The organism is Pseudomonas sp. 22490, from assembly GCF_052044465.1.
GTDB lineage: Bacteria > Pseudomonadota > Gammaproteobacteria > Pseudomonadales > Pseudomonadaceae > Pseudomonas > Pseudomonas aeruginosa.
In genome coordinates this window covers 19,842-35,582 of record NZ_JBQENS010000036.1, presented here as the reverse complement: position 1 = coordinate 35,582, position 15,741 = coordinate 19,842, and the positions used below count along the sequence as shown (strand labels likewise).

11 protein-coding genes are annotated in these 15,741 nt (G+C 55.8%); 5 read left to right on the top strand and 6 right to left on the bottom strand.

Annotated elements, in window-relative coordinates; all coding sequences use genetic code 11:
- The first annotated feature begins 27 nt into the window (after positions 1–27).
- The 5 genes from ACTJJX_RS29175 (at position 28) to tnpC (ending at position 9,536) form a co-directional block, all read left to right on the top strand.
- The gene (locus ACTJJX_RS29175) at positions 28–1,290 is read left to right on the top strand and encodes a TolC family protein (RefSeq protein WP_003117281.1); all 1,263 of its coding nucleotides are present in this window, start codon (positions 28–30) and stop codon (positions 1,288–1,290) included.
- On the top strand, positions 1,287–2,747 hold the full coding sequence (locus tag ACTJJX_RS29170; protein ID WP_003117282.1) for an efflux RND transporter periplasmic adaptor subunit: 1,461 nt from the start codon (positions 1,287–1,289) through the stop codon (positions 2,745–2,747). The genes ACTJJX_RS29175 and ACTJJX_RS29170 overlap by 4 nt, the downstream gene beginning before the upstream one ends.
- On the top strand, positions 2,744–5,893 hold the full coding sequence (locus tag ACTJJX_RS29165) for an efflux RND transporter permease subunit (RefSeq protein WP_003117283.1): 3,150 nt from the start codon (positions 2,744–2,746) through the stop codon (positions 5,891–5,893). Before ACTJJX_RS29170 ends, ACTJJX_RS29165 begins: the two co-directional genes overlap by 4 nt.
- 269 nt (positions 5,894–6,162) lie before the next feature.
- Positions 6,163–9,177, top strand: a complete 3,015-nt coding sequence (locus ACTJJX_RS29160; RefSeq protein ID WP_003111042.1) for a Tn3 family transposase — start codon at positions 6,163–6,165, stop codon at positions 9,175–9,177.
- A complete protein-coding gene (gene tnpC, locus ACTJJX_RS29155; RefSeq protein WP_003111043.1) occupies positions 9,174–9,536 on the top strand; it encodes a Tn3 family transposase post-transcriptional regulator TnpC in 363 nt (120 codons plus the stop codon). The genes ACTJJX_RS29160 and tnpC overlap by 4 nt, the downstream gene beginning before the upstream one ends.
- Positions 9,537–9,715: 179 nt before the next feature.
- Here the strand turns inward: tnpC and ACTJJX_RS29150 are convergent, their stop codons facing one another.
- The 6 genes from ACTJJX_RS29150 to ACTJJX_RS29125 all read right to left on the bottom strand — a co-directional run bounded on the left by ACTJJX_RS29150 (position 9,716) and on the right by ACTJJX_RS29125 (position 15,736).
- Positions 9,716–10,180 carry a GNAT family N-acetyltransferase gene (locus ACTJJX_RS29150; protein ID WP_003111044.1) on the bottom strand — a complete coding sequence of 155 codons (465 nt, stop codon included), beginning with the start codon at positions 10,178–10,180 and terminating at the stop codon, positions 9,716–9,718.
- A 7-nt stretch (positions 10,181–10,187) separates the two neighbouring features.
- Positions 10,188–11,093 carry an EamA family transporter gene (locus ACTJJX_RS29145; RefSeq protein WP_003111045.1) on the bottom strand — a complete coding sequence of 302 codons (906 nt, stop codon included), beginning with the start codon at positions 11,091–11,093 and terminating at the stop codon, positions 10,188–10,190.
- Entirely contained in the window at positions 11,090–11,818 is a 729-nt protein-coding gene (locus ACTJJX_RS29140) for a hypothetical protein (RefSeq protein WP_003111046.1), read from the bottom strand. Before ACTJJX_RS29140 ends, ACTJJX_RS29145 begins: the two co-directional genes overlap by 4 nt.
- Positions 11,819–11,833: 15 nt before the next feature.
- On the bottom strand, positions 11,834–13,243 hold the full coding sequence (locus ACTJJX_RS29135) for a saccharopine dehydrogenase NADP-binding domain-containing protein (RefSeq protein WP_003111047.1): 1,410 nt from the start codon (positions 13,241–13,243) through the stop codon (positions 11,834–11,836).
- Between the two features lie 411 nt (positions 13,244–13,654).
- Entirely contained in the window at positions 13,655–14,971 is a 1,317-nt protein-coding gene (locus ACTJJX_RS29130) for a three-Cys-motif partner protein TcmP (RefSeq protein WP_003111048.1), read from the bottom strand.
- 21 nt (positions 14,972–14,992) lie between these two features.
- On the bottom strand, positions 14,993–15,736 hold the full coding sequence (locus ACTJJX_RS29125; RefSeq protein WP_003111049.1) for a DUF5131 family protein: 744 nt from the start codon (positions 15,734–15,736) through the stop codon (positions 14,993–14,995).
- Positions 15,737–15,741 lie beyond the last annotated feature (5 nt).

Here is a 15,741-nt window from a genome sequence, read left to right as displayed (position 1 = left end):
TCGATCAATCGCATTGGAGGCGAAAGCATGTCCGCTTTCCTTTTTCCACGCCGTGGCTATCTCGGCGTGTTGGCTGCCGCATTCTGGGCAGCTCCCTGGCTTGCCGCGCAGGCACAGCCCCTAACCTTCGAACGAGCCCAAGCTCTGGCCGAACAGAGTGCCCCTGAGAACCTCGCGCGCCAGGCGCAGGTGGCATCGGCACAGCAGGCTGTAGGGCCCGCAGACGCCTTGCCCGATCCCAAGCTGATTATAGGCATCGACAACCTGCCGATCGAAGGCCCTGACCGTTACACACTTAATCGTGACTCCATGACCATGCGCCGCATTGGACTCATGCAGGAGGTACCAAACGGCGACAAGCGTCTGGCCCGTCGCCAACTGGCCGAAGCCTCCATGACGCGGGCCGAGGCCGAGCAGCGTGCCATGCAGTTGGAAATCAAGCGCCAGACGGCAGTGAGCTGGCTGGACGTATACTACGCCGAACGCAGTGTTGGCCTCTTCGATCAACTGGACCGTCAGATCGAGATGCTCCGCTCGACCGTGCAATCGCTGATTGCCGGCGGTAGTGCTCAGCCTGGCGAGCTGTTGCAGGCCGACCAGGAAGCTTTGGCGTTACAAGATCGGCGAGATGAACTGAATCGCGATGTGGCAGTAGCTCGTGCCAAGCTGCGCCGCTGGATAGGCAACGAGGCTGACCAGCCTTTGCAAGGAGATGTTCCCAATCTGAACCTGGTGGCACCGCACCTGCAGCAACGCATTGCCTCACACCCTGAGTTGCGCGCTGCCTCCGCCCGAGTCGGCGAGGCTAGCGCCGAGCTGAACGAGGCCATCGCCGAGAAGACCCCCGACTGGGGTGTTGAGTTTGCCTACAACAATCGCGACAACCAGTTCGGCGATATGGTGATGGTGCAATTCACGTTCGACCTGCCGTTGTTCGTAGGCACACGTCAGGGGCCCAAGATCAACGCCAGACAACAAAGCGTGTCGCAGATGGAAGCCGAGCAGGAAGCATTACTGCGCGCCCATCAGGCTGAGCTGGAAGGCGGTATTGCCGAGCTTGAGCAACTGCGCAGGACCTTGTCACGCACCGAAAAAACCTTGATCCCGCTTGCAAGCAAACGTGCCGATCTCGAACTGGCCGCCTACCAAGCCGGTAACAGCCAGCTCACATCCGTTATTACTGCCCAGCGCGACCTGATTGATGCGCAACTGCGGCAGATTGAACAGCAGCGCAAGTTGAGCCAGCTCTCCGCAAGCCTGTACTACGCCTATGTGGAGGGCCTGAAATGAAGATATCGACATTTGGTTTTGCGGTCGCCGTGCTGACCGTGGGCATTGGCGCGGCGGGCGGTGGCTACTGGCTGGCCCAGCGGCAAGCCAAACACGAGCTACTGCCTAGCTCCGCACCGACGGACGAGCGCAAGGTGCTCTATTGGTACGACCCGATGCAGCCTGAGCAGCGCTTCGATAAACCGGGCAAGTCACCTTTCATGGATATGGAGCTTGTCCCTAAATACGCAGGATCCGAGCAAGATCCGTCTGTCCTGAGCGTCCCCGCTCAAGCCGTGCAGAACCTCGGAATGCGAACCTCGACGGTGATCCGCGGTGTACTGCCCTCGGATATCGAGGTGGTCGGCTCCCTGGCCTATAACCAGCGAGAGGTAGCGAACCTCCAGGCCCGCGCTGGCGGATTCGTCGAGCGGGTTTACGGGCGTGCCCCTGGCGATGTACTGCCAGCTGGAACACCCCTGGTCGACCTGCTGATTCCCGAGTGGTCCGCCGCGCAGTTGGAGTTCCTCGCGGTACTGCGTACCGGTGACGCCCGCTTGATCACTGCGGCCCAAGAGCGCCTCCGCCTGCTCGGCATGCCACAAGCGTTGATAGAGCAGGTTCGCCGCAGCGGCAAACCGCGGGCAGTGCAAACCCTCACCACACCTATCAGCGGCGAGCTCCAAGCCTTGCAGGTACGCGCCGGGATGACCGTTGAAGCCGGGCAGGATCTGGCGTTGATCAACGGGCTGTCCAGTGTCTGGCTCGATGCGGCGATACCCGAGGCCATGGCCGGAAGTATCCAGGTCGGGGACGAGATCCGCGCCAACCTGACGGCCTTTCCTGATCGACCGCTGCTGGGCCGCGTCATAGCCTTGCTGCCGAGTGCCGATCCGCAAACGCGCACGCTCACGGTACGCAGCGAGCTACCCAACCCTGCCGGTAAGTTGCGCCCCGGCATGTTCGCCGCCGTACGCCTGAACAGTGCCGTCGAACAATCCACGCTTCTTGTGCCGAGTGAAGCCGTGATTCGCACCGGCAAGCGTGCATTGGTGATGCTGGCCGAAGGCGACGGACGCTACCGCCCCCAGGAAATCACCTTGGGCCGCGAGGCCGATGGGCGTCTGGAGGTGTTGTCCGGTCTCGAGGAAGGTCAGGCGGTCGTTACCTCCGGCCAGTTCCTCATCGATTCGGAAGCCAGCCTGCAGGGCATCCTGGCCGGCAATGCAGAACAGGACAGCACGGAGGGGCTGCATGTGTCTCACGGTGTGATTCGTGCTCTGGACGCGGAGTCAGTCACCCTGGAGCACGGGCCCTTCGAGAGCCTGAATATGCCAGGTATGACCATGGCTTTTCCATTGGTCAGCTCAGAAGTAGCTGTGGGACTTAAGCCAGGAGATCACGTACGTATCGGCGCCCGCCAGAAAAACTCCGGCCTGATGATCGAGCAGCTCAGCAAGGAAGGAGACCAGCCATGATCGCACGCCTGATCCACTGGTCTATCGGCAATCGCTTTCTGGTGCTGCTGGCGACCCTGTTCATCACCGCCCTGGGCATCTGGTCGCTGCGCAACACGCCGTTGGATGCACTGCCGGACCTATCTGACACCCAGGTCATCATCAGAACCAGCTTTCCCGGACAGGCACCGCAGATCGTCGAGAACCAGGTGACCTACCCACTGGCCACAACCATGCTCTCGGTACCGGGGGCGAAGACGGTGCGCGGCTACTCGTTCTTCGGCGACTCCTTCGTCTACGTGCTGTTCGAGGACGACACCGACCTCTACTGGGCGCGCTCGCGGGTGCTGGAGTACCTCAACCAGGCGCAGGAACGCCTGCCCGAGGGTGTTACCACCACCCTTGGGCCGGATGCCACCGGCGTGGGCTGGATCTACCAGTACGCCTTGGTCGACCGCAGCGGCCAGCATGATCTTGCCCAGCTGCGGGCACTGCAGGACTGGTTCCTCAAGTACGAACTCAAGAGCCTGCCCAACGTAGCCGAAGTGGCCACCCTCGGCGGCATGGTCAAGCAATACCAAGTGCTGCTCGATCCGCAGAAGCTGGTGGCTTATGGGGTAACTCAGCAGGAGGTCGAAGCGGCGCTGAAGAGCGCCAATCAGGAAACCGGCGGCGCCATCCTGGAGCTGGCAGAGCGCGAGTACATGGTGCGGGCTTCAGGCTATCTAGAGAGCCTGGCGGATTTCCGCAATGTGCCGCTGCGGGCTTCGGCCAGCGGAGTTCCGGTGCTGCTGGGTCAGGTGGCCACCATTCAGCTGGGGCCAGAGATGCGTCGTGGCATTGCCGAGCTGGATGGCCAGGGTGAAGTGGTAGGCGGCGTGGTCATCTTGCGCTCCGGAAAGAATGCCCGCGATGCCATCGCCGCGGTGAAGACCAAGCTGGACAGCCTGAAGGGCAGCTTGCCGGCCGGCGTCGAGGTGGTCACCACCTATGACCGTTCGCAATTGATCGACCGCGCCATCGATAACCTCAGCTACAAGCTGCTGGAAGAGTTCGCGGTGGTTGCCCTGGTTTGCCTGATCTTCCTCTGGCACCTGCGCTCGTCGCTGGTCGCGATCATCACCCTGCCCCTGGGCATCCTGATGGCCTTCATCGTCATGCGCTACCAGGGCGTCAATGCCAACATCATGTCGCTGGGCGGGATCGCAATCGCCATCGGCGCCATGGTCGATGCCGCCGTGGTGATGATCGAGAACGCGCACAAGCACATCGAGGCCTGGAAGGCTCGACACCCCGGTGAACCGCTTCAGGGCGAGGCGCACTGGCGGGTGATCGGCGAAGCTGCGGCCGAGGTCGGGCCGGCGCTGTTCTTCAGCCTTTTGATCATCACCCTGTCTTTCCTCCCGGTCTTCACCCTGGAGGCCCAGGAGGGTCGCCTGTTTGGCCCGCTGGCATTCACCAAGACCTATGCCATGGCTGCCGCTGCTGGCCTCTCGATCACCTTGGTACCGGTGCTGATGGGCTACTGGATTCGTGGGCATATCCCCAGCGAACAACAGAACCCCTTGAATCGTTGGCTGATCGGTGCATACCGGCCGGTGCTGGAGTGGGTGCTGGCTTGGCCTAAGGTGACCCTAGCGCTGGCCTTGCTAGTGTTTTTGTCCAGTCTCTGGCCCCTCAGCAGACTCGGAGGAGAGTTTCTGCCGCCGATGGACGAGGGCGACTTGTTGTACATGCCATCAGCCCTGCCCGGCTTGCCGGCCAGCAAGGCCACCCAGCTGCTGCAGCAAACCAACCGGATGATCCTCACGGTGCCCGAAGTGGCACGGGTATTCGGCAAGGCCGGGCGAGCAGAGACCGCCACCGATCCAGCACCGCTGGAAATGTTCGAGACCACGGTGCAGTTCAAACCACGCGATCAATGGCGCGCGGGGATGACACCCGAAAAGCTGATCGAGGAACTGGATCGCGCGGTAAAAGTTCCGGGGCTGTCCAATATCTGGGTGCCGCCCATCCGCAACCGCATCGACATGCTGGCGACGGGGATCAAGAGCCCCATTGGGGTGAAAGTGTCCGGAACCTCCTTGGTCGACATCGAGCGCATAACGCGCGATATCGAGGCCGTGGCCAAAGAGGTGCCTGGGGTGAGTTCGGCCTTGGCAGAACGCCTTACTGGCGGCCGTTACGTGGACATCCAGATCGATCGACTGGCCGCGGCGCGCTATGGCCTGAGCATCGCCGATGTGCAGGCGGTGGTATCGGGCGCCATCGGCGGCAGCAATATTGGTGAGACGGTTGAAGGACTGGCCCGCTTCCCGATCAACCTGCGCTATCCCAAGGAGTGGCGAGATAGTCCGCAGGCACTACGGCGTATGCCGATCCTCACGCAAGCCGGCCAGCAGATCACCTTGGGCACCGTCGCCCAGGTTAGTCTGACCGAAGGGCCACCAATGCTGCGCAGCGAGAACGGGCGTCTGTCCGGTTGGGTGTATGTCGATGTACGTGGGCGCGACCTGGCATCGACCGTGCGCGAGTTGCAGCAACGCGTCGCCGAGCGGGTACAACTCGACGCCGGCATGACCGTCTCCTACTCCGGTCAGTTCGAATTCCTCGAGCGCGCCAATGCGCGGCTGGCCTGGGTGGTGCCGGCGACTCTGTTGATTATCTTCGTGCTGCTCTACCTGACTTTCAGCCGCTTCGGCGAGGCCCTGCTGATCATGGCCACCCTGCCCTTTGCCCTGTCGGGCGGCATCTGGCTGCTCTACTGGTTCGGCTTCAACCTGTCGGTGGCCACCGGCGTGGGCTTCATCGCCCTGGCCGGCGTCTCGGCCGAGTTCGGGGTGATCATGCTGCTGTACCTGAAGAACGCCTGGCATGCGCGTGTGGATACCGGGCGCAGCGGTGATCCGGCCCTACTGGAGGCAATTCGTGAAGGCGCGGTGCTGCGTGTGCGGCCCAAGGTGATGACGGTGGCCGTGATCATCGCCGGCCTGTTGCCAATCCTCTGGGGCGGAGGTGCCGGATCTGAGGTGATGAAGCGCATCGCCGCGCCCATGGTCGGCGGCATGATTACCGCGCCGCTGATGTCCATGTTGGTTTTGCCGGCCGCGTACTGGCTGATGCGAAGGCAGCGTACACAGAAGGTTCGCGCACCGCAGGAGCTATAGCTTTACAAACCCGGGCAAGCCACGCGCCAAGCTGACTCGCCCGGGTAACGCGGCAGGAAGCATTACGGCGATGTAACTTTGACTTCATTTTTATGACAGGTTGAGCGGATATATTTTAATCACCACCTTGAAGGGGTCATGCCGAGATAAGGGGAAAATTCATTCATTTGGAATGTAAGCCATTGCTCTGAAAGGCTTTCTATCCGGCAAGCGCTGGCTTGCACCTCATGGTCTATCTTTTCCGTCTGGTTCAAGGAAAGGAGTGACACATGGCATCCCTCGAACGTACCGCCTACCCTGTATTGTCGCGCTCCTATTCGAGGGCCGAGCTTCAGCGTGAATTCAGCTTCTCCGAGGAAGAAGTCACGTGGGTCAAAAGTCGCTCTAATGCAGCATTCCGACTGAATCTCGCTGTTCTGTTCAAGACTTTTCAGGTACTCCGATACTTTCCAGAAATCGCTGAAGTGCCGGAGCCAGTTGTCGATTTCATCCGCACACAAATAGGTCTACGCAGCAAGGTTGCGCTATCACCCTACAAGTGGATGCAGCTTTACCGCCATATGAGTGCCGTTCGGGAAAAACTTGGGGTTCGACCGTTCTACGGCTCGGATGGTCAAGACATAGCATCCACGCATGCACAGTTGATGGCTCCCCTCCTCGAACAGCGCGCTGACATTATTAATGCGATCATTGACGAGTTGCTGCGCCAAAACTACGAGCTGCCCGCCTATTCGACCTTGAATGACCTAGCAGAAGCCGCTCGTGCAGAAGCACAAGAGAAAATCTTCAACCTTGTGGTAGCCAGAGCTCCAATCAAGGTGATCTATAAGCTAAGGGATCTTCTCGACACGGACTTCGGGCGTCGGCAGAGTGACTTCAACACACTCAAACAGGCACCCAAGAAACCCTCGCGCAAGCATCTGGAGGTACTGATCGACCACCTAGCCTGGCTAGAGAGTTTCGGGAAACTGGATGCCATTTTTGATGGGATCGTCGATACGAAAATTCGCCACTTTGCTGCCCAAGCTGCGGCGTCGGATGTATCTGAACTGAAGGACTGCTCGCTGCCGAAGCGTTACACGCTGATGCTTGCTTTGATCTACCGTATGCGGGTGCGAACCCGAGATCACCTGGCCGAGATGTTCATCCGAAGAATCTCCACGATCCACAAACGCGCCAAGGAGGAGCTGGAGCAAATCCAGGCACGTCAACGTCAGAAGTTGGAACAACTGGCGGCCACCCTGGACGGCGTGGTGCAGATTCTGGTTCAAGAGCCGGATGACCAGGAGGCTGGTAGCCTGATTCGAGAATACCTCTCCCCCGATGGCAACATGGATCGGTTGCGAGAGGTTTGTGCTGAAGTTCAGGCCACAGGAGGTAATAACTACTTGCCGCTGATCTGGAGGCACTTCAAGTCCCATCGTTCACTGCTGTTTCGCCTCAGCCACCTTCTCCAGTTGGAGCCCACCACCCAGGATCGCTCACTTATCCAGGCGCTTCAGCTCATTCAGGACAGTGAGAATCTGCACCGTGAATGGATCGATGAGCATGTCGACTTGTCGTTTGCATCAGATCGCTGGGTGAAGATCGTGCGTCGCCCTACCAGTGAAGGGCCGCCTACCAACCGACGTTATCTGGAGGTCTGCGTGTTCTCCTACCTGGCCAGTGAACTGCGCTCGGGTGATCTGTGCGTGCAGGGATCGGAATCCTTCGCCGACTACCGTAAACAGTTGCTGCCTTGGGAAGAGTGTCTCCAGCGGCTACCGGCATACTGCGAGAAGGTGGGCCTTCCTACCACAGCGAAGGAGTTTGTCGCCTCGCTCAAGAGCCAGTTGGAGGAAACCGCGCAACAGTTAGATGACAAGTTCCCTTCCTGTCGAGGGGATGTGTCGATCAACGATGCAGGCGAGCCGGTACTGCGGCGGGTGATGGCGCGGGACATCCCGCCTTCAGCCATCTCGCTACAGACGGCGCTTATGCAGCGTATGCCAGCCAGGCACGTGCTGGACATTATGGCCAACATTGAGCACTGGATTCAGTTCACGCGGCATTTCGGACCGATGTCCGGCAACGAGCCAAAGCTCAAAGAGCCGGCCGAGCGCTACCTGATGACGATCTTCGCCATGGGCTGCAATCTCGGTCCCAGCCAGGCCGCGCGGCATCTGGCCGGTAATGTCACACCGCATATGCTGTCCTATACCAATCGCCGCCACCTCTCGCTGGAGAAACTGGACAAGGCTAATCGCGAGTTGGTGGAGCTCTATCTGCAACTTGACCTGCCCAAGCTTTGGGGCGATGGCAAAGCAGTGGCCGCAGACGGTACCCAGTTCGACTTCTATGACGACAACCTACTGGCCGGCTACCACTTCCGCTATCGCAAGATGGGGGCCGTGGCGTACCGACACGTGGCCAACAACTACATTGCAGTGTTCCAGCACTTCATCCCGCCAGGCATCTGGGAGGCGATCTATGTGATAGAGGGACTGCTCAAAGTCAGCCTTAGCGTCGAGCCCGATACGGTCTACTCCGACACCCAGGGCCAGTCGGCCACAGTATTCGCCTTCACTCATCTCCTGGGTATCAATCTGATGCCGCGTATCCGCAACTGGCGCGACCTAGTGATGTGCCGACCGGATCGAGGCGTATCGTACAAGCACATAAACCGACTGTTCACCGACACTGCCGACTGGCACCTGATCGAAACTCACTGGCAGGATCTGATGCAGATTGCGCTGTCGATCCAGGCCGGCAAGATTTCCTCGCCCATGCTGCTACGTAAACTTGGCTCTTACAGCCGGCGCAACAAGCTCTACCTCGCAGCACAGACGCTGGGCAGTGTTATCCGCACGATTTTCCTGCTCAATTGGATTGGCAGCCGAGAGCTGCGCCAGGAGGTCACTGCGAACACCAACAAGATCGAGTCCTACAACGGCTTCTCCAAGTGGCTCTCTTTCGGCGGCGATGTAATTGCCGAAAACGATCCGGACGAGCAGCAGAAACGTCTGCGTTACAACGACATGGTGGCTTCGTCGGTGATTCTGCAGAACACCGTGGACATGATGCGCATCTTGCAGAAACTAGCCCGCGAAGGGTGGCAGTTTACCGATGAGGACGTGTCCTTTCTTAGCCCCTACCTGACCAGTAACGTCAAGCGTTTCGGCGAGTTCAACCTTAAGCTCAACCGACCGCCGGAGCCCTGGATCAAGGATTCGGTATTCCAACAGGCTGCCGGCTCGTTGCGAGTCAACTCGACCAGTAAGGCCGCGGCCGAGGAGGCAATATGATCGAGATTGCGTCAGCGTCTTTTCGAGTCACACCCTACGGTGAGGTGGACATCGCAGCACTGGACAGAATGCGAGCCGGATTCGATACATCCCAACTTCTACGGCTAGTTGAAGGTCTGGATGCATGCCTCTCGGAAATGGGTGGTATCACCGCCTTGCGTGACGAACTGCTGAAATTGCACGCAATGGCACTGACTATCGTCGAGGGGACTGCCCCGGCTGCACCCACCGAGAACGCGTGTATCTGGGCTGAAGCAGAATCTGTGCAGTTGGGCCTAGAAGCGCTGGCGACGTGGATTCGCTCCGCTCAGGGCTTCCTAACTCCCTTGACCAGTCTTGAGCCTGAGCATCAGCAGTAGCTCGTTAAACCGTATCAAGCCGAGCCGGAATCAGCCCGGCTTGATCAGTGACCTAGCGATTCGGTAGCCGCTGAGCGATCACGACAAAGAAACGCCGGCATTGCCCGAACGTCGACCAGTTCAGCAGCCAATTTGACAAGGGGCTGCGTAATCATAGGTACCACTCAAAATGTATATCTTTACTTGAGACTATGACTCATCATAACGAATCGCTCGCGAAATTCGAAACCTGACTTCTTATAAAAGCTTACTGCTTTAGGATTATTTTCGTCCACTTCTAGATGAACTATTGCGGCACCTTGAGACTTCAAGAAGGACTTGACCTTTTCTAGAATCTCACTGCCAAATCCCTGTCCTCGGCACTGTTCATCGATATAAAATTCATCAATCCAGACCTCAATCCCCCTGAACTCGATACTGTAGCAATTGCAAGTAGCAATATATCCAATCTGCTTGCTGCCAAGACAAATAATCCAAACGTTGCCCTTTTCTGAAGATGACAAGAGAGGGCGAAGTGCAGCCAGCCTGTCTTCGTCAGTCATCTCAATACCATCGTATAGGTGGTATTTTTTCATTAGCTCCACGAGTAAGAGCTCATCATCTATTGAGGCTGAGATCAACTTGATATTTGAATTTTTGCTCATGGCATCTTCAGATCTTGGTCATCATTATTACGCCGGCAACGATTACGACTATGGCGCTCATGCGCTTATATGCGTCCGACGAGCTAAAGTTTTCGCTGAGTATCTTTGGGTTAACTATTGCTAGCCAATGACTTAAGGCTAGCACATATACCGGGTGAAGACTGACCAAAACCGAGACCACCGCAACGTTTCCACCAGCAGATAATGCGCCAATAAAAAGCGCGTATCCACCGGCGTCGAAGAGATTGCTCAGCGCATACACCGCCCAGCCCTTTGGTGGCATTTCGGAGACATCCTTTGCGATGGAATGGCGCCATTTCGGAACCAGCAGCATCAGAGTCCCGCCAAGACCGTAGCCTGCATAGTTAAACATAAGAACCGAGGGCAGGCTGTGACTCAGGAGCAGGTGATCGTATAGTAGCGTAGCCACCGCCCCAAAAACTGCTGAACCTATTAGAAGCAATACTGCTGATAAACTTATCGAGCCTGGTCTCCCTTTGCCGATTGCCACAGCAAAGTAAACCCCGACAAAAACCAAGGCAATGCCGAGCAGCTCAATCCCTGTTGGCGAATAACCAAGCAAGAGGATCGATACGACAAGCACCAGCAAAGGAGTTAACTGATGAAGCGCAATCGCAGTAGAGATATCGACCGACTTCAGCGGCATTGCGTATAGGAAATACATTCCAAAAATGCATAATCCTGACAGCAGGTTCAGAAGCGCTGAGGTTGTGTCAAAGTCAGATGGTGTAAAGAGAAGAAAAATCAGCGCAGAATAAAGAAGATTTCCAATGCTCAGGAGAAATATAAATGTAGTCCAGTGATTCGCATGATGGATCACTGCCAGCTTGTCCAGGATATTTGAAAGGCTCCACAGCAGTGGAGCCATAAGTGCCATAACTAACCAGGTCATTTTCCTCGAAGTACCTCTAATATGGTATCGCGACTATCCTTCAATAAAACATGAGAAAAGTCGTCGGTGTCATGGTCAAATATAAAGGTTCGCTGATAGTCGAAGCTCTCTGAAGTTTCGAATTCCACAATCTTGTCTAGAATCGCCTCAACCTCATCAAAGCGATGAGAGTGATTAAGGCGAAGAATTTTCATTGCATTACCGTAATGGGCTGCCTCATCACGGGCAGCATATCTAATCCAGGTTGAAAGAGACTCGTTTTCAAACGAGTCAAAGAAGCTTACATCTTGCTTGTAGGCTCTTGTGCTGGTCACTTCATCAAATGCGATAGAGAGAAGAATTGTGAATTCATCCTTCATGAAGTCTTCGATATGAGAAAAGTCCGGAGAGTTCGATCTAATCTCGCGATCAATCATGTCTTCCGGCATGGAGTAAAGTACGCTATTAATCTTTCTCAGTCCGCGATAATGATTTTGCTCATCGAGATGCCACAGGCATACGAACTCGATAAATTCATTGCTAAATTGAATGTCGCGACGGCCAAACAAGTAGCGCAAGAAGTTTATTGAATCAAATTCAGAGCTCATGTCATGCCAAAAGAAAGGCCGACGCTCCTCGAGCTTTGAGGGATTCGACTTTATCTGTTCAATTGACAAACCCTTCAGCAACTCCAGGGATGACCATTCGTAGCTTTTAAGACCAATACCCGACTTAACATTTGACACTTGAACGCTCCTTGTTCAGAGGACAAAATTTGAGAACAGCCAGGGAGAGTCGCTATCTATGGCCGAAAAGGTGCCTGGGTTGTTTTTGGTAGGATTCCAGTCCGAATAAACCCCTTTTAGTTCGCCTAGATACTGTGAAATATAAGATAGTGCCACTTCATGATCCATGTCTTCGGCTTCAATTATTCCTGCCGACGGATGGCTCAGGATCCATAAGTAACCGGAAAGAACTCCGGCTGCTACCTGTAACGTTGTTGCAGTGTTGAGAGTGGCAAGTTCCTTGGCCTTTTCGATGCTTAAGATAGATCCATACCAATAACTAGATTTTTCGTGCCCCATAAGAAGAACACCGAGGTAATCAGAACCCGACAAGATATCACCAGGACGAAGTACTTTTGTCTTTTCTGGAGTCATGCAATCATTGCCGAACCATTCATGTACAGAGAGAATTGCTTCATCGCTTGGGCGATAGGCATAATGGACAGTTGGTCTATATGTCTCATCGGCAGTTCTGAGCGTCAAAAAGTCAGCAATTGAAATTGCCTCGTGATGAGTTACCAAATAACCTAAGCTAGGGCCGTTAAATGGCGTCCATGTCTTAACTCTAACAGAGGCCCCTGGCTTCTCAATATAGATTGCTGCTCCGCATCCATCTGTATGCATTGACGCATCCGTGGGTAGACTTCGCTCGTGACTTCCCCAGCCCAACTCTGCCGGTTGTTGCGACTCACTTATGAACCCATGCACTGACCAAGTATTTACGAACTCACCCCTCTCCCTAGATTTCTGAGAAATTTGCGAGTCGTACTCTGCGACATGGATTACTTTGACACCCAATCTTTGGCTTAGGATAGCCCACTGCTCTTTATTAGAGGGCTTTTTACAATCACCCAATATCTCTTCCGCTAAATCTAAAAGAGCACGTTTAACGAAGTGGGATACCAACCCAGGATTCGCGCCATGCGCCACGAGAGCCGTCACCCCTGAGCCTAGCCTCTTTTTCAGAGACAGCATTTGTTCTCTTAAGTGATAGTTAGTTCGCTTATGCAGTGGTATGGTTGGGTCATCATATCCGCCCTTCCACGGCTCAATGCATGTGTCTAAATAAAGAGCCCCTGCGGAGCGGCATAATTCTATCAGGGCAAGACTTGAGACATCGGTTGATAGATTTATTAGAACCGTCCCTTCACCAAGAATCGGCACAAGAATGTCGCGATAGTTGATTTGATCAATTGCAGAGTTGATAAATTTTAAGCCAAAACTGTTAGCAAAGTACTCAATAAGCGGTGGTGTTTTTGGATCGATCGCGTAGATTTCTAAAGTAGATAAGTCGTGAACCTTAGAAAGGAGAGGAAGGAAGGACTGGGCAATCGTTCCTAGTCCCACAAAGACAATTCGCTGGGGGGGATTAATTGAAAAATCCATTCAAGCATCCTTACTGTCTATTATGAAAATCTGTTTCCCTATGCCTGCATGTCTACTTTGAACTTGGCTGGCATGTCAAATTATTTTTCTGGATCGCCTATATTTTCTTTTTAAATCAAATACTTAATCGATAGTTAACTTCGGGGAGGGAGGTGCCAACTGGGCAGGTTTTAGTCAGCTCCGTGGCAAGTGACAATGATTTTCACTTGCACATCACGCACTATGCAGTTTTTGGGCTTGCCCGCTTGAAACTCCCTTCTTATCGCCGCACTCGTTGGAGCTTGCAATCAAGACTGGCAGCCAGGCCCAGAGAAGGGGCCAGGCCTTAACCGCAGTGGAGCGCTTGACCAGCGTTTCGGTCGACAAGGCCAGGATCAGATCTAACACTGTTGGCGGCAGCGGTGTTGATGGTCATGTGTCCCTGGACGTCTTCTTCTGTTGGGGAAAGAAGAAAAACGTCTTCTGCGGCGGCGCGATCAGGATATCGGTGGACTTGATGCTCGTGCCTTTGCGCCGCCTGCTCTTGCCTTCCTTGTCCACTGCCTGGATATCGCCGTTGGCCACCGCGACATCCAGGGCCAGCTTCACGCGACTTTCGTCTGCCATGGTGAAGTTGGTGAGCTCCGTCATGAGCTGGATGAAGGGACGACGCTCGACTTCGAATACCTGTTTGGGTAGCAGCTCGGACAGTTCCCCACGAATCCGGGTATCAGTCACTTGGTCGAACTGGTGTTCTCCTTCGCAGAGTAGGTCCGGCTGGCCGGTCACCCCCACATCCCGGTTAGCGTCGTAACCAAAGAAGCAGGACGGTGATAACAGGTGGGAGAAATTGTTGCCGTACTTCCAGTGTATGGCTTTCATCACGTCGTTGGCGCGGTAGCTGTTCGCCAGGTGGATGAACCAGTAGGCCATGGGGTTGGTGCCGTGTGGGCGAATGAAGAACACCGTCATGAACTGCGCGCCGCTTTCCTGCTTGATCCCGTCCGACAGATAGCGCTGGATCAGGTACTGCCAATCCTGGGAGCTATGTGCTTTTAAGTGCCGTAGCTGTTCCCAGGGGACATACTGTTCTAGACCGATACTGGCAATAGCCTTGCGGTTGGCGTGGCGGTCCGCTAAGTACGTGATTAGAAAGTCGACATTGAAGGTCAGCAGGACCTCAGCATTGCTGAGGTGCTGGAAGATCCATTTGATCTGGCCGAATGGCACGTCGCCGTAGCCGTACTGATCGAGCAGAAACAGAACGCGCTCGCTTTTTCCAAAGGCCTTGAGGCTTTGCGCAATGGCCGGAAGAGCTTTGGTGAACTCGGCGGTATGCAGGTGAATGTCCTGTCCAATGCGGGCCTGATGTCCGCGGCTGGCCAGGACGGCGTGCAAGCAAGCAGTATTCTTCGGCTTCACATCCACAAAGTGATGCTGCGAGCAGATCGGTCGATGCTTGATGCGCCCCACGTTGTTGCGCACTTCCGACTCCTGGATTGCTTCCAGGGCGATCACCGGGGAGCCGAAGTGGTGACCGCCTGCGCTGTCGTTATATATACCTCCACCGCTGAAGCCATCGACAATTGATAGGCCAAGCAGTGGCATTTGCTGATTCCGCATCAGGACATCGATGTAGGCCTGGATGTAGTCGTCGATGATCTGGTGCTTGATCTTGCTGTGTGGATCGATGGTGGGAAAGGTTTGGGTTGCCCAGTCCCAGCGGTACTTCTCGTCATCCTTGGCCATCGGGTCGTCCTTGTTTTGGTATCAGGCGAGGGTCAGCAGCGGAATTTCATCCCAGGTCTGGCCCTTCAGCAGCCGGCCATTAGCTTTCTTTGAACGCTTCACGCCATCGGAGCCCCAGCCGCCCCATTGTTTGAAAAAGAAAGCAGCGCCAAAGGCATCGCACTGGCGGTGGATGTTATCCACCCACTCCTGCTTCATTGGCCGGGCCTTGGCGCCGGACTCGCCGCCGACGATGACCCAATGGATGTCAGTCAGGTTCAGTTCACCCAAGTCTTCTAGTAAGGGTTCCGCGGAGAGGAAACGGATCGCGGCGTTGATGCCACGCAGGCAGTCGATTCTGGGCACGCCGTACTCCCGGTCCTCGACCGAGACCCCCAGCCAAGCGTTGGCCGGCGGTGTGCGCTGGCTGAAATAGTCGGCCAGGCGCTCGGCCCGCTTAGTGAGGATCTGGAAGGTGTGCTGTGAGGCCTGGTGGATAACCGCGAACACCTGGTCGATGTAGGTGTCCGGCACCTGCTCATGGAACAGGTCAGACATGGAATTGACAAAGTAGATGGTCGGCTTCTTGCGCTGCAGAGGCTCCTGCAGTTTCTCTGGGCGCAGGCTGAGGCGAAAGCCGTTCTCGTAGCCGGGCGTGCCCATGGCCTGCAAGCGACGCGCCATGTTCTCGGCATAGCAGTGTTTGCAGCCCGGCGACACCTTGGTGCAACCCACCACCGGGTTCCAGGTCATTTCCGTCCATTCGATGCTGGTCTGCGTACTCATTGCAC

What these genes read in the sequence shown, in the direction of transcription:
- ACTJJX_RS29160 (WP_003111042.1), top strand. Translation starts at nt 6,163, where the DNA reads ATGGCATCCCTCGAACGTACCGCCTACCCTGTATTGTCGCGCTCCTAT.
- tnpC (WP_003111043.1), top strand. Translation starts at nt 9,174, where the DNA reads ATGATCGAGATTGCGTCAGCGTCTTTTCGAGTCACACCCTACGGTGAG.
- ACTJJX_RS29150 (WP_003111044.1), bottom strand. Translation starts at nt 10,180, where the DNA reads ATGAGCAAAAATTCAAATATCAAGTTGATCTCAGCCTCAATAGATGAT.
- ACTJJX_RS29170 (WP_003117282.1), top strand. Translation starts at nt 1,287, where the DNA reads ATGAAGATATCGACATTTGGTTTTGCGGTCGCCGTGCTGACCGTGGGC.
- ACTJJX_RS29130 (WP_003111048.1), bottom strand. Translation starts at nt 14,971, where the DNA reads ATGGCCAAGGATGACGAGAAGTACCGCTGGGACTGGGCAACCCAAACC.
- ACTJJX_RS29125 (WP_003111049.1), bottom strand. Translation starts at nt 15,736, where the DNA reads ATGAGTACGCAGACCAGCATCGAATGGACGGAAATGACCTGGAACCCG.
- ACTJJX_RS29175 (WP_003117281.1), top strand. Translation starts at nt 28, where the DNA reads ATGTCCGCTTTCCTTTTTCCACGCCGTGGCTATCTCGGCGTGTTGGCT.
- ACTJJX_RS29145 (WP_003111045.1), bottom strand. Translation starts at nt 11,093, where the DNA reads ATGACCTGGTTAGTTATGGCACTTATGGCTCCACTGCTGTGGAGCCTT.
- ACTJJX_RS29165 (WP_003117283.1), top strand. Translation starts at nt 2,744, where the DNA reads ATGATCGCACGCCTGATCCACTGGTCTATCGGCAATCGCTTTCTGGTG.
- ACTJJX_RS29135 (WP_003111047.1), bottom strand. Translation starts at nt 13,243, where the DNA reads ATGGATTTTTCAATTAATCCCCCCCAGCGAATTGTCTTTGTGGGACTA.